Origin of the sequence: Geotalea toluenoxydans JCM 15764 (assembly GCF_001311985.1) — a bacterium.
GTDB classification, from domain to species: domain Bacteria; phylum Desulfobacterota; class Desulfuromonadia; order Geobacterales; family Geobacteraceae; genus Geotalea; species Geotalea toluenoxydans.
Genome location: NZ_BBCJ01000011.1, coordinates 44,490 through 66,890, shown reverse-complemented (window position 1 = coordinate 66,890; position 22,401 = coordinate 44,490). Strand labels below are relative to the sequence as shown.

Below are 22,401 nucleotides of genomic sequence, written 5' to 3'. Positions count from 1 at the left end.
TCGGGGACCGGAAACTTAAATCCGCAAATTTATCAGCTGATGCTCTAAAGTTGCCGGCATAAATGCCGAAAGGGATCAGTAGACGGCAAATCAACGACGGAGAGAGATGATGAAAATTCTTCTGGTGGATGACAGCTTTATCACGAGGCAGTGGATCAAGGACACATTGTCTCCACTGGGCGAATGCGACATAGCCGCCAACGGGGAGGAAGCGATATTGGCTTATAAACTGGCCTTCGAGGCTCAGAAACCATACGACTTGATCTGCATGGATCTGTTGATGCCGGTCATGGACGGTGACCAGGCCCTGCGGGCAATCAGGGCCGTAGAGCAGGCATCGAGAATCTCAGCTGTTCATCAGGTCAAGGTCATCATGATTACCGCTTGTGATGATCCCAAGACTCGGCTGGATCCCACTTTCCTGAACGGGTCCACTGCTTTTTTGGTCAAACCGTTTACCGCTGAAGACCTTCTGCAAGAGATCATAAATCTTGGTCTGTATCAGTGAGTTGAAGTTTCCCTCTGCACTCCCTCTTCTTCACCATGGTGGTCCTTGCCCAGCACAGGCAAGGTAATGGTGAATCTGGTTCCTCTCCCCAGCACGGACTCCAGGGTAATACCACCATTGTGCTTTTTGATGAGGTCATAGGAAATACTGAGCCCGAGCCCGGTCCCCTTCCCTACCTCCTTGGTGGTAAAGAAGGGCTCGAAAATCCGGTGCTGAATTTCTTCAGGAATTCCGACTCCGGTATCAGCTATTGAAACGGAGATCTGGTCACCGTTATGGGAAGTGGCCACGGTGATCTCCCCCTGGGTATCGATTGCCTGGGCAGCATTGACAAGAAGGTTCAGGAACACTTGGTTGAGCTGCTGAAGGTTGCACTTCACTTTCGGCAGGACGCCGAATTCCTTCTTTACGGTGGCCTTGTATTTGATCTCGTTCCACACGATATTAATGGTGCGGTCAAGGCATTCATTGATATCAGCGAATAAATATTCCTTTGCATCAGCACGGGAAAATGTCTTGAGGTCAGTCACAATATCCCTGACCCGTTCGGTGCCCTCCAATGATTCCTTGATCAACTGCTCCGCGTCTTTCCTGATACGGTCTATCTTAAGAGTTTTCCGCTTCAGTTCCAGTTCTTCCAGGTGCTCCGGAGCAACGTCGCTCAATTTTTCTCCCTGCAGGTCAATAAACTCGTTCATTCTGCTCAGGTACTTGTTCAGCGTGGTGAGATTGCTCGAAACGAACCCTATGGGATTGTTGATTTCATGGGCGACTCCGGCGGCCAGTTGTCCGATGGAAGCCATTTTTTCATTTTGCAGCATATGGAGCTGAGCCGCTTTAAGTTCTTCGCTCGAAGCTTTCAGCTCATGAGTCCGCTCCTCAACAATCTGTTCCAGGGACTGCTTCGAAACCCTCGTATTCGAAAGGTTGTCCAGCATTTTGTTGAAGGTCTTCCCCAGGGCTTCCACCTCTTCGTCGGACGAAATCTCAACCCTCTGAGACAGGTCGTCCTTTTCCATAATCGACTGCATCGTTGCTTCCAGGTCTTTTATCGGTCGCACAAACCTCCTGGTACGGAAGAAAACGACACAGGAGACAGCGGTGGCAGTAAGAAGCCCTATCAGCAGCATGTGCCAAAGCAATTTTTCTACCGGGGCCAGAATGTTGCTGGAAGGAACCGATAGAACCAGTCTCCAGCCGAAGCCCTCGAATCCTTCGATACCCTGCAAGGGAAACACGGCAAAAAGTTTATCGTGCTCGGAGAAAACCAGCGCCTCTCTTTTCGGCAGCTTCCCCCCTGCCGCTTTGGCAAGAGTAGACGGATCGAGCTCTCCAAGAAGCAGATGTCCGGAGGAACCGATGATAGCGATCTTGAACTCTTCCGTTGTTTGCATGACGGCCGAAATCAAGGAAACATCGAATTTGGCAACCAGAACACCTTCGGGCAGCGACTGGTAAAAAACCGGGAACGCGAAAAGCACCTTGTGATGCTTCCCGTCATCGCTGATCTCAGCATGGGGACTGCCCCCCATCACCTTTTGCCGCCACCGTACATTCTCGAAGACATCGTTGCTCGTACCCACTCCGTTTTTAGCGATGATCCTCCCCTTATAGTCGAGAAGAAAAATGTCAGCCTTGTCACCATCTTTGCCCGGCAGGGACAGCTTGCGCATGAAGGGAGCCAGATATGTCTCTCTCCCCAGTGTGTCGATGACGCTATTGATCATGAATGGATTGGCTGCAAGGTCCTGCGTTGCGCGCCACTTGATAGCCATATCCTCGTTTACCGCACGTGAAAAGTCGGCGGCCATCTGCGAAAGATGAACGCGAATTTCCCCTTCAAGCGCCTTCATGGCTGTCCGCGAAACGCTGAACATCATGATGCTGAGCGCCGTCAGGTCAAGAATAATAAAAAAGATAAGTATCTTGCCTTGAAGGCTCTTCAAATAGCCCATAACCAGCCTGCCTATCGGCGTGGCATGATCGTCCCGTCCCGATCGTAAATCGCCAGGTGGTAATCCGAGGCGTTCAGCCCCTCATGCCGCTGAGGGGTAAACGGAGGCCGGTATGTTTTGACAAGGCCCGAATAGGAGTTGATCTTTTCCATGGCATTGCGCACTTTTGCCCGATCGATGGTTCCCGCCTTGTCAATGGCCAGCGCCAGAATACGTACCAGGTCATAAGCGTGGGCAGTACCGACGGGGGCCATAATTTCCCGCTCGCTTCCGGCCTTGAACATGGTCTTGTAGCGATTGATCACCTCTCGCGCCTTTTTCCCTCTTGCGTTCATAAACGAATAGGTCTGAAGAAACTGCAATTTAACACCTTTCAGTCCATCCCCTGCACTCCCGCGGAAATTTCCCCCTGTTATTCCCCAGTGAGAGATTATTGGAAGTCTCACCTTTTCCGGTCTCAGCGCCATGTGCCTGACGATTGCACCACCCTCCGGAGCATTGGCCACCATGATCACCGCATCCGCCCCTGCTTTTTCGAAAGCAATCAATTGAGTCGTCATGTCCGTGTCCCCCAGATAGAACCACTGTACGGAAGCAGGCTTACGCCCCAGTTTGGAGAGGGCGACGGTGATATATTTTTCGTTGCCCCTTCCCCAATCGGTCTTTTCCAGCAAGAGCCCCAGGTTCTTGTAACCCTGCTTAACAGCCTGCCCTACCAGAAATCCGCCCACATATTCATCACGTACCGAAACCCTGAAGACATAGTTTGGAGATTTTCCATTCTCCACCACTGCAGTGGCGGCAGCCCAAGGGTCGAGCATGATCAGGCGGTTGCGATGGATCAGATCCTGGTTCTTGATGATTGCGGGGCTGTGCAGACCACCGATCACTGCAACCAAGTTCTTTTCTTTGGAGAGGTCGTTGAGATTATCGGTGCTTCGCGTGGGCGAGCCATGATGGTCCTTCAAATTAAGTTCCAGCTTTCTACCACCAAGCACTCCCCCCTTTTCATTTATTTCGGCAATGGCGATAAGCGCACCCCGGTGAATAGCCTCACCTGCCGAAGCAGACCCGGAAGAGAAGTCGGCGTCTATGCCTATTATTACCGGTTCTGCGGCAAGCCCATTCGATGGCATTCCATAAAAAACCACACAAGTTCCCGACATCAGGAATACAGATGTCAGCATCTTAAACCAACCTTTCATTTCTCCCCCTGTTCGCTAATTTATGAGCCAGTGCCAGATGTACACCGGTATGTTGAGGACAAGCATTACACACTTTCTTCTTCATGTTAGTTATCGGAAGAAAGGCTGAATTTCTTTAAGAACTTATTAAATGCATTAGGACACTACGGGAAGAGATAGGATTAAGAATGAAGTGGAGGTGCAAGGAGTGAAACAGGCTGTTTAAATGGAGAGGTGTATGGACCATTAAGTATTCACCATCTCTTTCTGCAAAGACTTTATTGTCACACAGCAAGAGAAGAATAGGACCTTGCAGCATGCATGCTCAGACCATCGCTCGCACTATTTGCCTACCTCGGATCGACGCAGCACCTGAACATTCCTCCATGCACCAGATCGAAACCGGAACAACCAGATTACCGCCGTGGCAAATACGAAAATGGTAGCAAGTGCCCATTCCGCCATCAAGCTCGGAATGATCATGTCGACAAGCCATAGCAGGGCGAGAAACAGGCTTGAAGAGACCAGGAAGGTACGGGCGAGCCAACGGGTATCGCCTGCTGAAGCCAGTACGCACCCAATCATGACATTGGCTGCGTCGAAGATACAATAAAAGGCGACGAATTTCATGATCAGGGAACCGGTCTCCACAATTCTCGTGCTTTCCGGTCCGTAACCCGCAAAGATCGACATGAGCGGCACCGGCGCCGTGGCGAACAGGGTTGCCATTGCGAGCATCCAGATCTCGCACACCACCAGCGACTGTGAGGCTATGGCTGGGATCTCATCATCACCCCCGGCTCCCCGGGCGTGCCCCACCAATATTCCTGCAGCCTGGCCGAGCCCGAGCGCAGGGAAGAAGGCCATGCCATTGATGCGAAAGGCAATGCTGGATGCAGCCAGTTGAACGGTTCCCAAGCGACCGACCACCACCAGAAACAGTGTCCACGCCGCAAGCTCGCCGCTGATCCGCAGCCCCATCGGCATGGCGAGGGAAAGGAAATGGCGAAACTCTACCCAGTCAAGCCGCCTTGCCACGGCGTCAGAAAAGCCGCCAGCCCTGGCAAACGTCGCTGCATAGAGAATCATGGCGACCATCTGCGCGGCCACAGTCGCGACCGCAGCTCCAGAGATTCCCATCCGGGGCAGGCCCCATTCACCAAGAACCAGCCCCCAGGCCAGTAGTGCATTCACCGTGAGAGATATGAATGCCACCCCGGTAACGACGGCAGGTCGTCCGATGCCTGAAAGCCATCCTGCCAAGCTCCACCCATAACAGGGAACAATGAACCGGCCATACAGATCGAGAAATATGTCATCTCGTTCCGGGCAACCCCTGGCTCGTGGCCGGCCAGAAGAAACAGTATTGCAATCGGCCAGGCCAAGACCAGGGCTATCCCCCCGGCCGCCAGAGCGGCATAAATGCCAAGCCATGCGGATCTGCGCCCCCCCTGGGTGTCACCGCGCCCGTGGCAGTGGGCAACAAAGGTGCCGGCATACCCTGCAGTACCGAACATAAATCCCTGAAAAAGGATTACCGCCAAGCCTGACGGTCCCATGGCCGCGACCGCCTCGCTGGAGTGGCGTGACAAGACGATGGCATCGATAATCTGCATCATCATGATCGCTGAGCTTGAAAGGATCATGGGGACTGCAAGCTTTAGCAGGCGCGGAACGTGATTAAAAGTCTCTTTTTTGAATTGGGTCCATCGAATCAATATGGTTGCCATGACCGCCTTACTCGTATCGCAGGGCGTCGATCGGGCTTAGTCCTGCCGCCCGGTGAGCCGGAAAATAACCGAAGATGACGCCGATTCCGGTTAGCATCAGATTGTGCATGAATTTGTGAAAGAAACCAGGAAATAGCCACTCACGATTCATATTTATAGCCAGCCCCATTCAAAACGGAACTGGCAGTCATCCGGGTGAAGACCCAGACGCAGATATATTCCATCCTGACTCCCGAACAGCGGGAACTGGCAAAGAGTCTCAAGCCGAACAGGAAGCATGGTAATCATTCTTCGGGTCCTGGAGACGAGGAGTGAGTTAGATTGGCAGAGGTAGTTTAACAACCTGAGGACATGGTTCAGAGGGCAGGGCTGATATTCAGCACCTGCTCTCGCCTTGTTTAATGCATTAAAAAGCTACTGCCTTCTCACCCGAAAAACCGAGGTAAATGTGGCCACCTTGACCCCCGCCTCGTCGAAGACTTCGGCTTCCCCCTTGATATTTCTTTCGTCACGTTCAACAATCCGCGCCTCGGCCTTAACTAATCCGTATCTTACCGGAGCATGGAATTTGAGACCCAGATCCATGGTGACGAAATTGCTTCCCTCAGGCAGCACACTTTTGATGGCCATGGCGACAGCCGTGTCTGCCAGGGCAGTGATGGCGCCACCGTGCATGAATCCCACCCCCTGGGACAGCTTGACCGTGAACGGCATGGTTAGTATGGCCCGCCCTTCGGCAGCCTCATCTATTTTCATCCCCAGGTACTCCTCGAAGGGGGCACAGGCTATCCATTCTGGCAGCTCAAAGGGTAATCCCCCCCCGGCCGGCATTGGAGTATCATAGACCTTTTCGTACATTCTCTCCTCCAATCACTTCTTCAGCTCAATATTAAGCAGTCGCATCACCTTCTGCATATCTTCCCACACCTCGCGCTTCATGGCCGGATTGCGCAACAGGAACGCAGGATGAAAGGTCGGCATGAGGGGTATGCCATGGTAGTCGTGAAAGCGGCCACGCAGTTTGGAGATCGGTTCCTTGGTCTGAAGCAGGGTCTGGGCGGCAAAGGTGCCCAGGCAGACAATGGCTTCAGGATTCACGGCACCCAGCTGCCGGAGCAGAAACGGCTGACACTGTTCGATCTCCTCCGGCTGCGGATTGCGGTTACCGGGGGGGCGGCATTTGAGGATGTTGCAGATGTAGACATCGCTCCGTCTGAACTGCATGGCGGAAATGATCTTGGTCAGCAGTTGCCCTGCCTCGCCGACAAAGGGTTCCCCTTGAAGGTCTTCGTCCCGCCCCGGTGCCTCGCCTACAAAGACCAGCCTTGCAGCCGGATTGCCGATACCGAATACCAGATTGGTCCTGGTGCCGCTCAAACTGCAGCGGGCACATTCCCCCAGGTCAAGTCGCACCTGATCCAGGTTTTCTTGTTCGACAGGTGCCGCCTGAACCGAAGCAGTTGGGGAAGTATCGGAACCATTTAAGCGCACGGTACCAGTAACTGGAGCGGGCTCGGCGTAGGCCAAGCCGTCTATGCCCGTTTCCTGCAGATCCTCCAGATAGGCACAAAGCGAGGCCACCAACTGCCGGGCTTCTTCGGCCTCATGCATGGCAAACTCCTTTACATTTACAGGCACATCTAATATTCTTTATGTCAATGTTGCTCATATCTTTCGTCCTTCTACTCATCGTTTTAATGCCCCATGAAGCACTCGCCTGGGGTGCCGGAATTCACCTGCAGCTGGCTCCGCCGTACTCAACAACCTTCAGGCATTGCAGCCTGCCGTGGCAGCCATTATCAGTGAATTTCCCAATGATTTCCTCTACGGCTGCATCGCCGCAGACATCACCATCGGCAAGAAATTCACCCATTATCTGCTCCACTGCCATCGCTGGCGGATCGGGCTGAAGGTCCTGGAAAATGCAGAGATGGATGCTCAGAAAGCCTGCGCCTATGGCTACCTGGCCCATCTTGCCGCAGATACTGTCGCCCACAACTATTATGTCCCCTACAAGGTGATGCGAAGTTTTTCCACCATGACCCTGAAACATGCCTACTGGGAAATGAGATTCGAAGCCTTCGTCGACAAGGAGATCTGGGACGGCGCCCGGAAGGTCTCCCTGGAGCATTACCGCAAGAATGACGCTCTGTTGAGAAAGGTATTGTCCGACACACTGTTTTCTTTCGGCACCAACAAGCGGATCTTCAACTCCATCCTGCTGGTAAGCCGGCTGGAAAAATGGCAGCAGGTCCTGCAGACCCTCTCGGACATTTCCCGTTTTGGTCTGGAGGAGGTGGATCGTGACGAATACATGAGTCTGGCCGAAGAAGCGGTTTTCAGCTTCCTCACTGATTTCGAAGATTCACATTTCTTCCAGGCGGACCCCACCGGAGAGCGAGCCCTTGCCACGGCTGAAGCAGTGAGGAAGAATCTGAGACTGCTCTACCGCAGCGGCAAGATCACCAAGCAGCAGGCCAATGAACAACTGGATGAAATTAAGGGAAAGCTGCACGAAGCCATCTGTAAGCCGGAGCTGTTGCTGCAGATTCTCTCCACAGAGTAGTTCATGCTGAAAAACGCCCATCTGCGGCGTTGACGGCGTCTCTGCGCTGCTCACATACTGATGTATGCTCCGCTGCTCGCTCCTTGGCGCCTTGCATCCGGACATTTTTGAGCATGAACAGTCCTTTTAGCTGAAAAAACGCCCATCTGCGGCGTTGCCGCAGCTCTTCGCTCTTCGCTCTTCGCTCTTCGCTCTTCGCTCTTCGCTCTTCGCTCTTCACTCTTCACTCTTCACTCTTCACTCTTAATTTCACCGCCCGGTCCAGGAGTACATCGGCCAGTTCCTGTTTGCCCATCAGCGGCACATCTTCAACCCTTCCATCCTTGAAAAGAAGCTTGACGATATTGGTATCCACGTTGAATCCGGCACCTTCGGCCCCGATATCGTTGGCAACGATCATGTCCACATTTTTTACGATCAGTTTCTTTGCCGCATTGCCCATGAGATCATCGGTCTCGGCGGCAAAGCCGATAAGGATCTTGTCTGCTTTTATTTTTCCCAGCTCGAAAAGGATATCCGGATTTTTCTCCAATTCCAGGGACAGGGAACCGGCAGTTTTTTTGATTTTGGCGACTGCCCTGGCCACAGGACGGTAATCGGCCACTGCTGCGGCCTTAATGATGATTGTGCTTGCGGGAAAGGAAGCCATTACTGCCTGCCGCATTTCTTCGGCGCTGGTGACCTGAATTGTCGCGACACCGCATGGCTCGGCAAGGCAGGTGGGGCCGGTGACCAGGGTGACTTGTGCGCCACGGCGGCGGGCAGCTTTGGCTATGGCATAGCCCATTTTACCTGATGAGTGGTTGCTGATGAACCGCACCGGGTCGAGTTCCTCCCTGGTGGGGCCGGCAGTGATAAGAATATGCTCGCCTGCCAGATCCTTTGTCGTCAATGCAGCCAGGGCCTCTTCAAAAATGATCTGCGGTTCCTGCAGCTTTCCTTCCCCTTCCCATCCGCAGGCAAGCATCCCCCTCGCCGGTTCGACAAAGAGATAGCCGTGCCTCTTCAATTTCTTCTCGTTTTCCTTGTAAATGGGGTTCTGGTACATGTTGACGTTCATGGCCGGAGCCACCAGCACCGGCGCCTTGGTAGCCATGACCGTGGTGGTCAGCATGTCGTCGGCAATGCCGTTGGCCAGCTTGCCGATCACATTGGCGGTTGCAGGAGCGATGACAAAGAGATCGGCCCGGTCAGCCAAAGAAATATGCCCTATCTCCCTCTCGGAGATCAGGTTGAACAGGGAGGTAGAGACCGGGTTCATGGAGAGGGTCTGAAAGGTCAGCGGTGTGACGAATTCAGTTGCAGAAGCTGTCATGATCACGTGTACGTTTGCCCCCGCCTTGGTCAGCAGACGCAACAGTTCCACAGATTTATAGGCGGCGATACCGCCGGTGACCCCGAGGATAATTTCTTTACCTTTCAACATGCTGCCCCCATCACAGATATGGATTGTGCCGCTTCTCATGGCCTATGGTCGTCGACGGTCCATGACCGGGAAAAGCCTGGGTCTCATCCGGCAGCACAAGTAGTTTGGTGCGTATGCCGTCAATCAGGTCGGCCTGGGAGCTGCCCGGGAAATCGGTGCGCCCAACCGACTCGGCAAAAAGGGTGTCTCCGGTGATGATCTTGTCTTCGCTCTCCAAGTACAGGCAGCAGCTCCAGGAGTATGTCCCGGCGTATGCAGCACCTTCAGTTGATGCTTGCCGAAATTTACCACCATCCCGTCCTGAAGAAGGTCGTCAGGTTTGGGGGAGTTTTCTGCCTTCAGTCCATATGAAGCCGCTGAATCTGCGGCGCGGGAAAGGAAATAGACATCCGACTCGTGAATCAGTAGCTTGGCTCCGGTTTTCTCAATGACGCTCCGGTTTCCCCCCATATGGTCGAAATGCCCATGTGTATTGATTACATACCTGATCTTCAGCCCCAGCTTCTGGACTACCGCCAGGACCCGCTCCGCATCCGCTCCGGGATCGACAACAATCCCTTCACGAGTTTCTTCGCAGCCGAGGATGAAACAGTTGACCCCCAGCTGGCCGACTACGATGGTTTCGAATATCATGTGATTCCTCTTTTCAGATTGGTGAAATACTTTGCCTTGCAGAGACATATAAACCAGCAGAATAACCACGGCAGTTATGGCGATCAGCATGGTCTGCAAACAGTCCGCGCCATGGCGAGCTATCCCTTTGGCAGCTGGAACAGGTCGAGATTCTCCTCTTTAAGCTGAGCAAAGGGGCTGTTGTGAAACCCATGCTTTCCTTCCCTTGGCTGGGCAGATTTTGCCGGCAAGGGCTGCGCCTCCGCCGGAGTCTCCATCACAGCTTCAATCTCCATCTCAGGCTCTTCATGGCCATTGTTCTTGAAAAAATAACGGTCATAGAGGCGGTGATAGGCTGTCCAGCGGGAGTCGCTGGCAGTTTCCTTTTTGATGTGGGTCCTGATGCCGTTGATCTTAGAATCCAGGTCGTCCAGGTAATTGAGAATGGTAGCCTCGATGGTTTTAGGACGTTTCGGGGAACCGAACTCGTACTGGCCATGATGGGAAAGGAGCATGTGCTTGAGAAGCATGGCCAGTTCCACGGGAAAACCGGTGATGGTCATGATTTTCTCCTGCAGCATCTCGACGCCGATGGTGATGTGGCCGATAAGCTTGCCTTCATCGGTATAATCGAAGGCGCGCATGTAGGTCATCTCCCTCACCTTGCCCACATCATGGAGCAGCGCACCGGTTATGAGCAGATCGCGGTTGAGCCCCGAATACAGGGGAACAATGCTGTCTACCAGTTTGGCTACGGCAAGGGAATGTTCCAGAAGACCACCCAGGTATACGTGATGCATCCCTTTTGCCGCCGGAGCAACCCGGTAAAGGGAGAAAAGCTCGGTATCCCTGAAGAATGCATTGAGCAGGCTCTTTAGATTGACGTCGGAGACTGATTCGACCAGGGAGAAGAGCTCGTTTTCCATTTCCTTTATGTTCCGTTCCGTCTCCGGCAGAAAGTCCACCAGGGTGACGCTCTCCTCCGGCACTTTGCTCAGCTCGGAAATGATCAGCTGCATCTTCCCCAGGTAAACCGATGCCTTGGAACGGACCGACAGGAAATCGTCCTTGTCGAAAAGCATGCTGATCTGATCCACATTATCCCAGATCTTCGCATCTACCTCGCCGGTTTTATCCATCAGGCGCAACGTCAGGTAAGGCTTGCCGTTTTTGGCCATGGCAGTGATCTTTTCCTTGACCAGAAAAACGGAATCCACCTGATCGCGATCCTTTATTTCAGAAACAAATTTCTTCAAGGTGCACCCCTTTTGGAAAATCTATGGTTACCGGCGCCATGCCGGCGCGACTTATGCTATAGCCGGGCAATAATGTCTGCAGCGCGAATACCGTCAAGGGCGGCGCTCATAATTCCACCGGCATGCCCCGCCCCCTCACCCACCGGGTAGAGGCCACGAACACTGGTGGATTGCAGGTCCTGATCGCGCAGAATGCGCAGGGGGGCGGATGTTCTCGTTTCCACCCCCGTCAGATTCGCTTCAGCGGTTATGAATCCACGCATCTTCCGTTCAAAGAAGCGAATGCCATCCTTGAGGGTATCGTGAACCGCCTTTGGCAGAACTTCAGAGAGGTCCGTTTCACAGATACCGGGCCGGTAGGTAGATGTGACTCTCCCGCCCCTAGACTGACCGAGAAACGCCAGGAGATTCTGGGCCGGGGCCAGATAATTACCACCGCCTGCCTCATATGCGCGGCGCTCCCACCTGCGTTGAAATTCTACACCGGCAAGGGGATGGCCACCGTCGAAATCACTGGTCTGCACAGTAGCCACCAGTGCACTGTTGGCAAATGCGGAATTACGGGCATAGCCGCTCATGCCGTTGGTGACAACCCCACCTTCTTCGGAAGCGCCGGCGACAACGACACCACCTGGACACATGCAGAATGAATAGGCGGAACGGCCGGTTTTGGTATCGTTATAGGCAAGGGCGTAGTCGGCAGCCGGAAGCTGCGGATGGGAAGGCATCCCATACTGGATGCCATTGATCAATTCCTGTGGATGTTCCACCCGCAGACCGATGGCGAAAGGTTTCTGTTCCATGGCCACCTGTCGTTGATTGAGCATGGCATAAGTATCACGGGCACTGTGTCCGGGCGCCAGTACCAGAACATCGCAGGGTAATTCATCGGTGTCGTTGATCTTGAGAGCGGTAATCCTACCATTATCTGTCACGATGTCGGTCAACCGACTGCTGAAGCCTATGGAAAAGCCACGCTCGGTGAGAAACTGCCGGATGGCCGTTACCACGCAACGCAGGCGGTCGGTACCGATATGCGGTTTTGCAGAGGTCAGAATCTCCTCCGGTGCACCAAACTGCACGAACTTATCCAGAACATAGCGAATATTCTGATCCTTCAGCCGGGTGGTCAGTTTACCATCGGAGAAGGTTCCCGCCCCCCCCTCGCCGAACTGGACGTTGCTGGCGGTATTCAGCTCCCCCTGGTCCCAGAAGGACTGTACATCTTTCAGTCGCTCTTCCACCGGCCTGCCACGCTCAACGATAGTCGCCGTCAATCCGTATTCCGCCAGGCGCAGGGCGGCAAACAGTCCTGCCGGCCCCATACCGACAATGACTATCCTCTTGTCGCCAGCCACGCGTTCAAAAACAGGAGGCTTCTTTTCAACCACATACTCAAGGTCCCCCCCTTGATGGGACAATTTGAAGAGCTCTTCGTCAGCTACAGCAAACTCGATGGTATATACAAGTTTTATGCGAGGCTTTTTCCTTGCATCAATCCCCTTACGGATTACGGCAAAGCGAGTAATGTCCTCTGGCTGGAGGGAAAATCTGGCGCAGACAATGGCAGGGAGGAGTTCTTCACTTTCCCCAAGATTAAGTGTGAGGTTACGTAGCAGGAAGGGCATGGGGAAAGCTATTGGATAAGCCGCTGTTGTCTTTTGCGGTCAAGCAGCTGTTCGACGATAATCACTATGTCAAGGGCTTTGGTAGATTTGGGTATGTGGATTTTGGCTCCCATTTCCGGGATCTCATGCTCGTGTGGGGCACCATGAAACATGGAGGTAAGAAGAATGATAACCGGTTCATTGTCTGCTGCACGCCTGGATATTTCCATACAGGTACTGACGCCACCCATGCGCGGCATGATCAAATCGCTGATAACAACATCAGGAGTGTTTTCTATGTAAGCCTTTACCCCTTCCACTCCATCACTGGCAGTAATCACCGTGAAACCGGTTTCCTGGAATGAATCAGATAATATCTTAAGGAAAAAGGGATCATCGTCGATCAAAAGGATTTTGCCTCTGGCAGCTTCCATCAAAACCTCAAAAACAGAACTTCAACGAACGGTCATTCCCAGGATTGGCTGTCGCCATAATACAAAAATACCGCTGAAAAGAAAAGGACAAACAGGCCTATTTTAGAAATCTAAAGGGGGAGTTTGACACAGAAAGTAGTACCGGTGGCATCACTTTTCTCAACTTCGATCTTGCCTTTGTAGTTTTTGACAATGCGCAGGACAACTGAAAGTCCAAGCCCGGTACCGCGGCTGTTGGTGGTAAAGAACGGGTCGAACACATAGGGTACGTTTTCAGCCGGGATGCCGGTGCCGGTATCGGAAACCCTGATGGTAATGTACTTTTGGTCATAATCGAGAAAGACGCCAAGTGTACCTTCGGATGCCATTTCGTTGATGGAATTGAGGAAAAGATTGGTGAATATCTGCTCCAATTCTGAAGGATCCGCCTTTATGGCCGGGGGAATATTCCTGTAATCCCGGTTGACCGTAATCTTGTGCAGCTGGATCTGCGGGCTGAATATCTCAAGGGTGTTATCTATTACCTGATGGATCAGGACGTCCCTGATCTCAAATTTCGGCCGTTTGGAAGCGTCAAGCAGCTTGCGCAGGATGCCATCGATACGATCTATCTCCTTGACTATTTTATCCACATATTCCAGCTTTTCAGGGTCATCCATGCCGCTTTTGATCAATTGGACAAACAAAGAAATGGAATTCAGCGGATTTCTAATTTCATGAGCCATGCCGGCAGATAAATAGCCCAAGGTGGCCAGCTTCTCGGACTGAACAATTTCAGCCTGGGCTTTCTGCAGCGCCTCGCTCTTCTCATGAACTCTCGCCTCAAGCTCAAGGTTCCATGCCTCAATCTCTGCCAGAAGCATTTCCTTTTCACGGAGCAGCTCCCGGTTTTTCATCTCAAAGCCACGAATCTTCAGGACATTTTCGATGCGGTCGGCAAGATCCTGATTATTGAATGGCTTCAGAATGTAGTCTGAAGCACCAGCTTCATGAGCTCTACGGCAATCTCCTCGCTGCCCTTGCCGGTAAACATGATGACATAGGTCTCGGGGAAACGCTTCTTGATCTCTTTTAAAGCGGTAAGGCCGTCAATGTCAGGCATCATGTAGTCAAGAAGCACCAACTCCGGCTGGGAAGCTCTATTATCTCGAAACCGGAAGGCGCATCTACAGCAGTGAATACAGTGTATCCGCGGTTTTTCAAAATGATGGAAGTCAAGTCCAGAATGACCTTCTCATCATCTATGATCAATACCTTGCCGCTTTGCTGTCTTAGTTCCTTTGCCATATCCTCATCCAAATGAAATTGATCGTGAAATTATAGCCCCAACAATTTTGAACTGACAAGCTTTTTGATTGATTTTAATAAGAAACTTAATAGGCAGATTTTCTTCATTGCATAAAAGAAGGGCAGCAAAGCTGCCCTTCAGATTAATCTATAGTTATAATGAGATGAGGATCAGGGAAGACGCACGGTCATAACAGGGCACTTCGCCTTCCTCACGACTCGCTCGGCAGTGCTGCCGAAAAGAAGGTGGTCGATGCCGCTTCTGCCCTGAGTACCCAGGACGATGAGAGATACGCTTTCTTCTTCGGCTTTTTTCAATATCTCTTCATAGGGTATGCCCATGACTATACTGGATTTATAGTTCAGCTCTTCCTTGATTCTGGTTCTGCAAAATTTCTCCATCATCTTTTCCGCTCCTTCCTCAATCTCTTTTTCCAGATTGTCGAAGGAAACATGGGGAACATAAAAGCCTCTCAAATCCACAGGTTCGTTTATCACGTGAAGAATTAACAGCTGGGATTCAAATTTTCTGGCAAAGGAATATGCGTATTCAAAGGCATGTTCCGAGTTTTCCGAAAAATCGGTAGCAAAGAGAATCTTGTCCAGGCGTGTCATATCCCCTCCTTTACATAACACATTTCAATGGCTGGTTTCCTTGAAGATCTTTTTCAGAATTGATTTCAGCTCTTCGATCTTTACCGGCTTATTTATGTATTCGAATGCGCCGAGATTCATGGCTTCTATGTAAGACTCAACGCCACCATATGCCGTGATCATTATAACATTGCTTTTGGGAAAACTCTTGTTCAGCTCTTTAAGAAAGGTAATGCCATTCATCTCCGGCATGTTGATGTCGGTTACAATAAGGTTTACCTCCTGCTGACGCAGATAATTAAGAGCTTCAAAGCCATTGGAAACACTTTCAACAAGGAAACCTTCCTTTGCTAACAATCTGGAAAGGCCGATTCTCGCATTTTCTTCATCATCAACGACCAGAATTCTCTTTGGATTTTTCATTGGTATCAACATATTACTCCACTTGGATTAATGAGCTGCTGTCCAGTCTAACATGGAGTTGACCCCTGTCAAGTCGCAGGTTAACAGGAGCTTAAAAAGGTTTTGACGGTGGATTTGGGCGCTACTCCGGCAGGAATGAGGAGTGCGCACCCTTACTCAGGTATTGGAGGAGGTTTTTCTCGCGGCCATATTCTGCCGCAATTTAACAGCAGTGAGGATTAGATTGGCAATAATTGATATGAAGTATATTTCATCATTAGTAAAGGTCTTCATGGACGTGGAGTTGAGGTTTATTACCCCGAAAACTTCCTGTTTATCTGCAATGGGGAAAGAAAGCATTGAATTGTACTTCTCTTCCTGCAGTTCCGGAAAGTTTTTGTATCTTGGATCCACCGAGGCATTGCTCAAGGAAATGTGCTGCCTGTCTTTCGCAACTGCACCGGTGATCCCTTCGCCGATATTGATCCTGATCTTGCCGATAAAGCTTGGGTCAAATCCAAAGGTGGCTGCCAGGACAAGCTGTCCTTCTTCCATCAGATATATGGAACAAACGCTTACCTTGAGCTGGTTCGCCACCTTTTCACATACTCGCTGCAGAACCTGGGGCAGCTGAAAATCAGAGGACACGAGCATGCTGATCTCTTCCAGCGATATGATCTCCAAGTGTTCACGGTTGGCCTTCTGCATGGTCAGAACCATCTTCCCCTTCTCGCTTTCGAGAAAGGGAGTGAATCCTGCCTTATGGTAAAAAGGATTCACCGTCTTGATCTTCTCCGTAATAGTACGAAAATCGGAAAACCCGCAGCTGCATGTCATCTTTACGCGGTAACTGTCTACCCGCTCGCTTTTCATGACCCGTCCACACTTCCGGCAGCGTGCTACCAATTGCATACTACATTCTCCTTGAGAAAACTCCGTGGGAGTTTAGTTTCATTGTGCATCATCAGCCTTAAGAACCACATGAGCCGGTGCCCCCGCAGCACCGAAAGGTTTCAGCATTTTACCGTTAAATTCAGCTTCAACCCCGCCTGCATTGCCCAGATCGAGTGCGAAAGAGTTTTCACCCTTCCACTCTATTATATCTCCGGATTTAAGGTCGTAATGCTGCGACACATTATCATCGATGGTAATATTCAATGAGCTGTCCTGGTTGCACTTTAATTTGAGAAAAACCCCTTTCAGCCTGGGTTCTGCGGCAACCGGTGCAGCACCGCCAGCGGGCACAGTCGGCGCAACTGAAACACTGCCCATTTCCGAATGAGCCGATGAGCGCGCAGGCTGTATTGGCAGCGGCGGTATAGCCGGGGCAACAGGCTGTGGCTGTACTGCCGGTGCAGGGCTGGTAACTTTTGTCTCTTCATTTTCCCGTATAAAAACAGCCGCGACCACAACAAGAATCAACAAGACCAGCGGCAGGATCCAACGGCCGCGGTTTACAGGCTTAGCACTGTATGGAGTGGAAGTAGAGGAATTTCCTTCCTCTGCTTCTTTAGCCTGATCGCCTGTTCTTTCGTAGATGGCAACAACCTCATCGCCTGAAAGTCCGACGAAGCTGGCATACAGTCTCAGAAAGCCCTTTACATAGGCGGCATTGGGGAGCTTTTCAAAATCGCCCGCTTCAATGGCAATGAGATAATTCTTGCTGATACGCGTAGTTGCTGCGACATCATCAAGCTGCAATCCCTTGGACTCTCGGGCCTCGCGCAGATATAAACCCAATTCGATTCTGCTCATGACTGCTGAACCTGATTCAGGCAAGGGATCCCTCACTTCAGCATATCCACATACTCCCGAGCGAACTGCCCTATCTCGGAATCGGGGGCAATGCGGATAACCTCTCTGAAGGCTGCAGCTGCAGCCTTGTTGTCTTTTGTCTTCATATATGCAACGCCAGAAAATAGTGGGCATTGGCATAGTTGCCGCTAAGTTCCAATGCTTTGCCATATTCTGCTATCGCCCAATCCACCTTGTCCAGGGCGAAATAGACCCGACCGAGATTCAGCCGCACCCGCGCGTCCCTGGGATAGGAACTTACTGCGGCGCGGTAAACGGCAAGGGCTTGCTGGTGATCCCCTTTGCCGAAGTAGGCAAGCCCAAGATTAACGGCAGCTGTGTCCTGGTTCTGATAGAAGATATCTTCCGCAACCAGCTTCAGCTGGGTAATGGCATCGTCCCATCTCTTCATTTCCAGATAATTTACCGCCAGATTATTCCTCGCCTCTGAATATAGGGGGCGAATTTTCAGTGCCTTGAGGTATTTTTGTTCTGCAATATCAAATTTATGCTTGCGAAAGTAGACCATTCCAAGATAGTTGAGCAGCTCGGGGTTCTTGGGATCCAGTTTTTCCGCCTCGGAAATTCAACCAGAGCACTGGTGAAGTTATTTTCCCCAAGATATGACAACCCCATCTGGTAATGATAGGAAGACTGCTTTCTCGCCTCATGGCTCATAGCACAAGCTGAGAGCAGGATAGCTGCCGATGCCCAAATCATAAACAAAAAACGCTTCATAATACCTTCAGTTTTGGCCGAAAATGAACACCACACGGCAATTAAAGCAAGCTTAGCATCTGGAAACCTAGCAGATTTACTTGGTATTGTCAATTAAGGGCATACTTGAAAGTTATATCCCTCATCGGCTGCTCAACCCCTCAAAATGAGTCATTTTTTGAAGTTCCTGTATCGGCTCTCAATTTCCTTGTAATCCAGCGTCTTAAGCCGATTGAGGCTGAAATCCTCCACGTTGAACGAGGCCATCACACTGCCGAAAATGATTGCTTGGCGAATCCCTTCTTCAGATGTGTCACCTGTGTTGGCCAGGTAACCCATGAAACCGCCGGCAAAGGTATCCCCCGCACCGGTCGGATCGAACACCTCCTCAAGTGGATAGGCTGGAGCGGCAAAAATTGTCGAATCGGTGAACATCAATACCCCGTATTCGCCACGCTTGATGATAAGAGTTTTCGCCCCCATGGCAAGAATGCTTTTCGCTGCCTTGACGAGATTGGCTTCTCCTGTAAACTGACGTGCCTCTCCTTCATTGATGATGAGAATGTCCACGCGCTCGACAACCTTCTTCAATGCTTCCTTCTTCGAGGAAATCCAAAAATTCATGGTATCGCAGGCAACGACACGGGGCTTCTGCATCTGGTTCAGGACTTCCATCTGCAGTTCAGGGTCTATGTTGGCGAGGAAAAGATAGTCGGCACCCGCATATAAGGCAGGGATGGCAGGCTTGAAGCTCTCGAATACATTAAGGTGTGTTTCGAGAGTCTGTGCCTCATTGAGGTCATAACCATATTTCCCCTTCCAGTGAAACGTCTTGCCGTTGACCCGTGAAAGCCCTGTCAAATCTATGTTCCTCGACCGGAGGAAGTCGATGTGTTCCTCTTGGAAATCGTCACCCACGACCGCAACCAGACTCACATCGGTGAAAAAGCTCGCCGAGGTGGAAAAATAGGTCGCTGACCCGCCAAGAATATTGTCCATCTTGCCGAAAGGGGTCTCAACCGAATCGAATGCCACAGAACCAACCACAAGAATGCCCATTCTGCCATCTCCTGAAATTTCAGTCTATTTTTTTGTCTTTTCCAGCTTTGCTTTTAGCAAATCGCCCAAGGTGCCCATGGTCTTTGTTGCGCTTTCAGCAGAGGAACGGCGGAAATCTTCGATCGTCCGCTCTTCTTCTTCCACTGCCCTGCTCACTTCAGCAAGTGACAGTGACAGACGCCTGTTTTCCCTGTCCACGCTCTCTATCTTGACCTCGACGGTTTCTCCTTCTTTCAGTACTTCTCTGGGGTGGTTGATACGCTTGCCGGCGCCAAGCTTTGAGATGTGAATCAGCCCGTCGATGCCGGAAGCAAGTGTAACGAACGCGCCAAACTGAGCCAAGCGGCTACCTGCCCCCCATGAAAAGAGCCTTCAGGGTAGTTGGCGGCCACGTTATCCCAAGGATCGGCAAGGGTATCCTTGAGGCTGAAAGAAATCCTGTCGTGCTCCCAATCGATCTGCTTTACGACCACTTCCACGTTCTGGCCCACGGAAAGCACCTCGCTTACATCCTTTACCCTGGTCCAGCCCAGCTCAGAGATGGGAAGCAGTCCTTCAATACTGCCGATGGATACGAAGGCGCCGAAATCACGGATGGAGGTGATGGTACCCCTCACGGTCATCCCTTCCTTGAGGATTTCCTTCTGTGCTTCCTTCTGCTTTGCCGCCTCTTCTTCCAATATTGCCCTGTGGGAAAGGACCAAGTTCCGGCCATTCTCTCCATATTCAGTTATTCTGAAAGACAGATGTTTTCCGATGACATCTGCCGCATTGTCGAGCCTGCGCATGGCAATCTGAGAGTAAGGGCAGAAGGCGCGAGTGCTGCCGCTGATCTTGACCTCAAATCCTCCCTTGACCTCCTTTTCCACATGACCGTCAACAGGAATTCCGTTTCTCCATGCATCTTCCAGTTGTGACTTTCCTGCCGCGCCACTTCCCAGCTTTGTAGTGAAGCGCAACTCATTGTTTACCATACCCAAAAACCAAGTGGTGATGGTTTCACCTTCTTTAACGGTTACCTCGCCATCAGCATTCAAAAGTTCTTTTTTCTCAAGAACCCCCTCCCCTTTTCGGCCGGTGTCGAGGAAAATCCAGTCGCCGCTTATCTTCATGATTTTTGCGTCTATCTTCTGTCCCGGCTCCAGGCGGGTCTGTGCGGAAAAACTTTTTTCAAACAGGTCGGCAAAGCTCTCTTCTGCCGATTCCAATTCCTCTTTTTCATCATTCGTGCTCATGCTTTATTCAACCTCACAATCGATATTTTCAATGAAAATTAGTGTAAAGTTATGATTAAGTCAACAACATAAAGGAAAGACAGGGCTTCACCTTTACCGGCTTTTGATCAAGGGAGACCAGACAGGGCTTGAAGTATGGGATATACTCCTCTCCAGCAATCGATTTCACAACCTGCAGAAAGTCTTCGGGCAAAGGGGCAAAAACCTTTATGGACTCTCCCGTTGCAGGGTGAATGATTGAGGATCTGAAGGAATGGAGGGCATGACCTCTCAGCTCATTTAAGATTGAACCGCCGTAGCGGACATCGCCGCAAATGGGGTGACCTATCGACTTGAAGTGCAGACGGATCTGATGCATTCGTCCAGTAATGGGATAGACAGCAACCAAGGCATGGCGGGGTCCATTGAAAAGGGTCTTGTAGCGTGTTTCGGCCTCCTTTCCTCCAAGTGGAACAGTGATGGTACCTTCCCCTTGCAGTCTCCCATCGACAATGGCCAGATACAGCTTGTCCAGACCGTCTTCTTTCAGCTGCCTGCCGAACATTCCGGCAGCTGTAGAACTTTTGGCCAGAATGACCGCACCAGATGTGCCACGATCAAGCCGATTCACTGGCCTGAGTTTTCCATTGCCTCCATCCCGCCTGTTCAGCAACCGTGACCCCACATCCACAAGGTTTACGTCATCAACTTCTGCAGCTCGATGCATGGGCAATCCAGGGGGCTTGTTAAAAACAACTATCCAGGTATCTTCAAAAAGAATCTCCAGATCAGGTCTCACCGAACGCAGCAGTGCTTTTGTTTTGCCGCTTTCCTTTATGGTAATGACATCTTCAAGACAAAGGACAGAAGAGCTTTCTGCCGGATGATCGTTGACACGGACATGACCGGATGATGCGAGTTTACGTACATACGAAGGTGAAGCATCCGGTAGAATGACATGAAGGAAGCCCTCCAGCTGGCGACAGTGATCAGCGCGGAAACTTTGAACTCAAGCATTGAAACACTCCCTTTGATTTATGAAAGAAACTGATAGTGGCATTGCCGGCTATGGTTGTCAATATTACTCATGAAAAAGAAAGCTCTTGATTTTTCCCAAGAGGAAAGATAAGATATAATTAATCTTAAGGACCTCTCGGGTATACGCAGAAATATTTTGAGGAACCTGTCGATAATTAACTTGATGATTTTCCCAGTACAGACGTGGTGTGCAAGCCCTCCTTTGGAGAAGGAAGCCTTAAGCGTTTTCTGGGGAAATGATGAACACAAAGGGCAGAGAATTCAAAATTTATGCGGTATTCGGGAGCAGCTTAAGGACAAAACCCCGGCGTAACAGCGGGGTTTCTTTTGTCCAAAAAGAGATGATATCTACCAGCCTTCAGCACCATAAAGAGGGACAAATCTCACCGCACATAGCTCTTCAACTGTGAAGTCCGATCCACTTTTCCGTCTGGCTCTCACCAGCATCTGCAGTGTCTGGGAGGAACCGACCGGAACCACTAGTCGGCCGCTAACCTTCAACTGCTGCAAAAGGGCTTTGGGTAACTCGGGAGCGCCGGCTGTGACAACAATGGCATCATATGGCCCATGTTCAGGCCAGCCCAGTGAACCATCGCCTGCCATAATTTCAATATTGTCATACCCCAATTTAATCAGTCGCTGACGGGCGCTTGTTGCCAGTTCCGCGATCCGCTCCACCGAATAAACCTTCCTGACGATGCGACTCAAAACAGCTGCAGCATAACCAGAACCGGTACCTATCTCCAGAACGGTGTCTTCTGAAGAAAGTTCCAGCGATTCGGTCATATACGCAACTATATATGGCTGGGAAATGGTCTGACCGTGGCTGATGGGCAATGGGTAGTCCTCATAGGCAAGGAGCTCCTCTCCTTCCATGACAAAAGCCTCCCGCGGGACATCGCCCATCGCCTTCAACACCGCCTCATCGCTAATGCCCCTGGCGATCAGATGCTCCTTGATCATCCTTTCACGGTGCACGGCCATTGATTTATCAACAATCATAATAGACCTCTAGCTG

21 protein-coding genes and 4 pseudogenes are annotated in these 22,401 nt (G+C 51.2%); 2 read left to right on the top strand and 23 right to left on the bottom strand.

Annotation, left to right across the window (positions count from 1 at the left end; all coding sequences use genetic code 11):
* The first annotated feature begins 106 nt into the window (after window positions 1-106).
* Window positions 107-508, top strand: coding sequence for a response regulator (locus JCM15764_RS08925; RefSeq protein WP_243688638.1), 402 nt, complete (start codon window positions 107-109; stop codon window positions 506-508).
* Here the strand turns inward: JCM15764_RS08925 and JCM15764_RS08920 are convergent.
* From JCM15764_RS08920 to JCM15764_RS08900, 6 genes are all read right to left on the bottom strand, one after another.
* A complete protein-coding gene (locus JCM15764_RS08920) occupies window positions 502-2,463 on the bottom strand; it encodes an ATP-binding protein (RefSeq protein WP_054694826.1) in 1,962 nt (653 codons plus the stop codon). The genes JCM15764_RS08925 and JCM15764_RS08920 overlap by 7 nt on opposite strands.
* Before the next feature lie 11 nt (window positions 2,464-2,474).
* On the bottom strand, window positions 2,475-3,668 hold the full coding sequence (locus JCM15764_RS08915; RefSeq protein WP_054694823.1) for an ABC transporter substrate-binding protein: 1,194 nt from the start codon (window positions 3,666-3,668) through the stop codon (window positions 2,475-2,477).
* Window positions 3,669-3,989: 321 nt separating this feature from the next.
* The gene (locus tag JCM15764_RS08910) at window positions 3,990-4,910 is read right to left on the bottom strand and encodes an MATE family efflux transporter (protein ID WP_243688637.1); all 921 of its coding nucleotides are present in this window, start codon (window positions 4,908-4,910) and stop codon (window positions 3,990-3,992) included.
* The gene (locus JCM15764_RS22555; RefSeq protein WP_243688636.1) at window positions 4,838-5,293 is read right to left on the bottom strand and encodes an MATE family efflux transporter; all 456 of its coding nucleotides are present in this window, start codon (window positions 5,291-5,293) and stop codon (window positions 4,838-4,840) included. Before JCM15764_RS22555 ends, JCM15764_RS08910 begins: the two co-directional genes overlap by 73 nt.
* Before the next feature lie 498 nt (window positions 5,294-5,791).
* Window positions 5,792-6,235, bottom strand: a complete 444-nt coding sequence (locus tag JCM15764_RS08905; RefSeq protein WP_054694821.1) for a PaaI family thioesterase — start codon at window positions 6,233-6,235, stop codon at window positions 5,792-5,794.
* A 12-nt stretch (window positions 6,236-6,247) separates the two neighbouring features.
* Window positions 6,248-6,988, bottom strand: a complete 741-nt coding sequence (locus JCM15764_RS08900; RefSeq protein WP_054694819.1) for a uracil-DNA glycosylase — start codon at window positions 6,986-6,988, stop codon at window positions 6,248-6,250.
* Window positions 6,989-7,035: 47 nt separating this feature from the next.
* Here JCM15764_RS08900 and JCM15764_RS08895 point away from each other — a divergent pair.
* Window positions 7,036-7,943, top strand: a pseudogene (locus JCM15764_RS08895) (zinc dependent phospholipase C family protein).
* 1 nt (window position 7,944) lies between these two features.
* On the opposite strand, the gene JCM15764_RS08890 reads toward JCM15764_RS08895, so the two are convergent.
* From JCM15764_RS08890 to JCM15764_RS08815, 17 genes and pseudogenes are all read right to left on the bottom strand, one after another.
* Window positions 7,945-8,163 carry a hypothetical protein gene (locus tag JCM15764_RS08890; RefSeq protein WP_054694816.1) on the bottom strand — a complete coding sequence of 73 codons (219 nt, stop codon included), beginning with the start codon at window positions 8,161-8,163 and terminating at the stop codon, window positions 7,945-7,947.
* A gap of 3 nt (window positions 8,164-8,166) precedes the next feature.
* On the bottom strand, window positions 8,167-9,369 hold the full coding sequence (gene coaBC / locus JCM15764_RS08885) for a bifunctional phosphopantothenoylcysteine decarboxylase/phosphopantothenate--cysteine ligase CoaBC (protein ID WP_054694814.1): 1,203 nt from the start codon (window positions 9,367-9,369) through the stop codon (window positions 8,167-8,169).
* A gap of 10 nt (window positions 9,370-9,379) precedes the next feature.
* Window positions 9,380-10,002: pseudogene (locus tag JCM15764_RS08880) on the bottom strand (MBL fold metallo-hydrolase).
* Between the two features lie 119 nt (window positions 10,003-10,121).
* Window positions 10,122-11,237 carry a 3'-5' exoribonuclease YhaM family protein gene (locus JCM15764_RS08875; protein ID WP_054694811.1) on the bottom strand — a complete coding sequence of 372 codons (1,116 nt, stop codon included), beginning with the start codon at window positions 11,235-11,237 and terminating at the stop codon, window positions 10,122-10,124.
* A 56-nt stretch (window positions 11,238-11,293) separates the two neighbouring features.
* Window positions 11,294-12,865, bottom strand: coding sequence for an NAD(P)/FAD-dependent oxidoreductase (locus tag JCM15764_RS08870; protein WP_054694809.1), 1,572 nt, complete (start codon window positions 12,863-12,865; stop codon window positions 11,294-11,296).
* Between the two features lie 8 nt (window positions 12,866-12,873).
* Window positions 12,874-13,278 carry a response regulator gene (locus JCM15764_RS08865; protein WP_054694950.1) on the bottom strand — a complete coding sequence of 135 codons (405 nt, stop codon included), beginning with the start codon at window positions 13,276-13,278 and terminating at the stop codon, window positions 12,874-12,876.
* A gap of 110 nt (window positions 13,279-13,388) precedes the next feature.
* Window positions 13,389-14,565 (bottom strand): annotated as a pseudogene (locus JCM15764_RS08860) (sensor histidine kinase).
* Window positions 14,566-14,736: 171 nt separating this feature from the next.
* Window positions 14,737-15,180, bottom strand: coding sequence for a universal stress protein (locus JCM15764_RS08855; RefSeq protein ID WP_054694808.1), 444 nt, complete (start codon window positions 15,178-15,180; stop codon window positions 14,737-14,739).
* Window positions 15,181-15,204: 24 nt separating this feature from the next.
* A complete protein-coding gene (locus tag JCM15764_RS08850) occupies window positions 15,205-15,594 on the bottom strand; it encodes a response regulator (RefSeq protein WP_012648603.1) in 390 nt (129 codons plus the stop codon).
* Window positions 15,595-15,738: 144 nt separating this feature from the next.
* Window positions 15,739-16,473 carry a GAF domain-containing protein gene (locus tag JCM15764_RS08845; protein WP_012648604.1) on the bottom strand — a complete coding sequence of 245 codons (735 nt, stop codon included), beginning with the start codon at window positions 16,471-16,473 and terminating at the stop codon, window positions 15,739-15,741.
* Between the two features lie 39 nt (window positions 16,474-16,512).
* On the bottom strand, window positions 16,513-17,316 hold the full coding sequence (locus JCM15764_RS08840; protein ID WP_054694805.1) for a helix-turn-helix domain-containing protein: 804 nt from the start codon (window positions 17,314-17,316) through the stop codon (window positions 16,513-16,515).
* 142 nt (window positions 17,317-17,458) lie between these two features.
* Window positions 17,459-17,884 carry a tetratricopeptide repeat protein gene (locus JCM15764_RS28065; RefSeq protein ID WP_369412288.1) on the bottom strand — a complete coding sequence of 142 codons (426 nt, stop codon included), beginning with the start codon at window positions 17,882-17,884 and terminating at the stop codon, window positions 17,459-17,461.
* A gap of 330 nt (window positions 17,885-18,214) precedes the next feature.
* A pseudogene (locus tag JCM15764_RS08830) lies at window positions 18,215-19,131 on the bottom strand (PfkB family carbohydrate kinase).
* Between the two features lie 24 nt (window positions 19,132-19,155).
* Window positions 19,156-19,473, bottom strand: a complete 318-nt coding sequence (locus JCM15764_RS29465) for a S1 RNA-binding domain-containing protein (protein WP_279384341.1) — start codon at window positions 19,471-19,473, stop codon at window positions 19,156-19,158.
* Complete coding sequence (locus tag JCM15764_RS08825) at window positions 19,422-20,366, bottom strand: S1 RNA-binding domain-containing protein (RefSeq protein WP_279384340.1); 945 nt, start codon at window positions 20,364-20,366, stop codon at window positions 19,422-19,424. The genes JCM15764_RS29465 and JCM15764_RS08825 overlap by 52 nt, the downstream gene beginning before the upstream one ends.
* A 55-nt stretch (window positions 20,367-20,421) precedes the next feature.
* Window positions 20,422-21,144, bottom strand: coding sequence for an RluA family pseudouridine synthase (locus tag JCM15764_RS08820; protein WP_243688635.1), 723 nt, complete (start codon window positions 21,142-21,144; stop codon window positions 20,422-20,424).
* A gap of 587 nt (window positions 21,145-21,731) precedes the next feature.
* A complete protein-coding gene (locus tag JCM15764_RS08815) occupies window positions 21,732-22,385 on the bottom strand; it encodes a protein-L-isoaspartate(D-aspartate) O-methyltransferase (RefSeq protein ID WP_054694794.1) in 654 nt (217 codons plus the stop codon).
* Window positions 22,386-22,401: the final 16 nt, after the last annotated feature.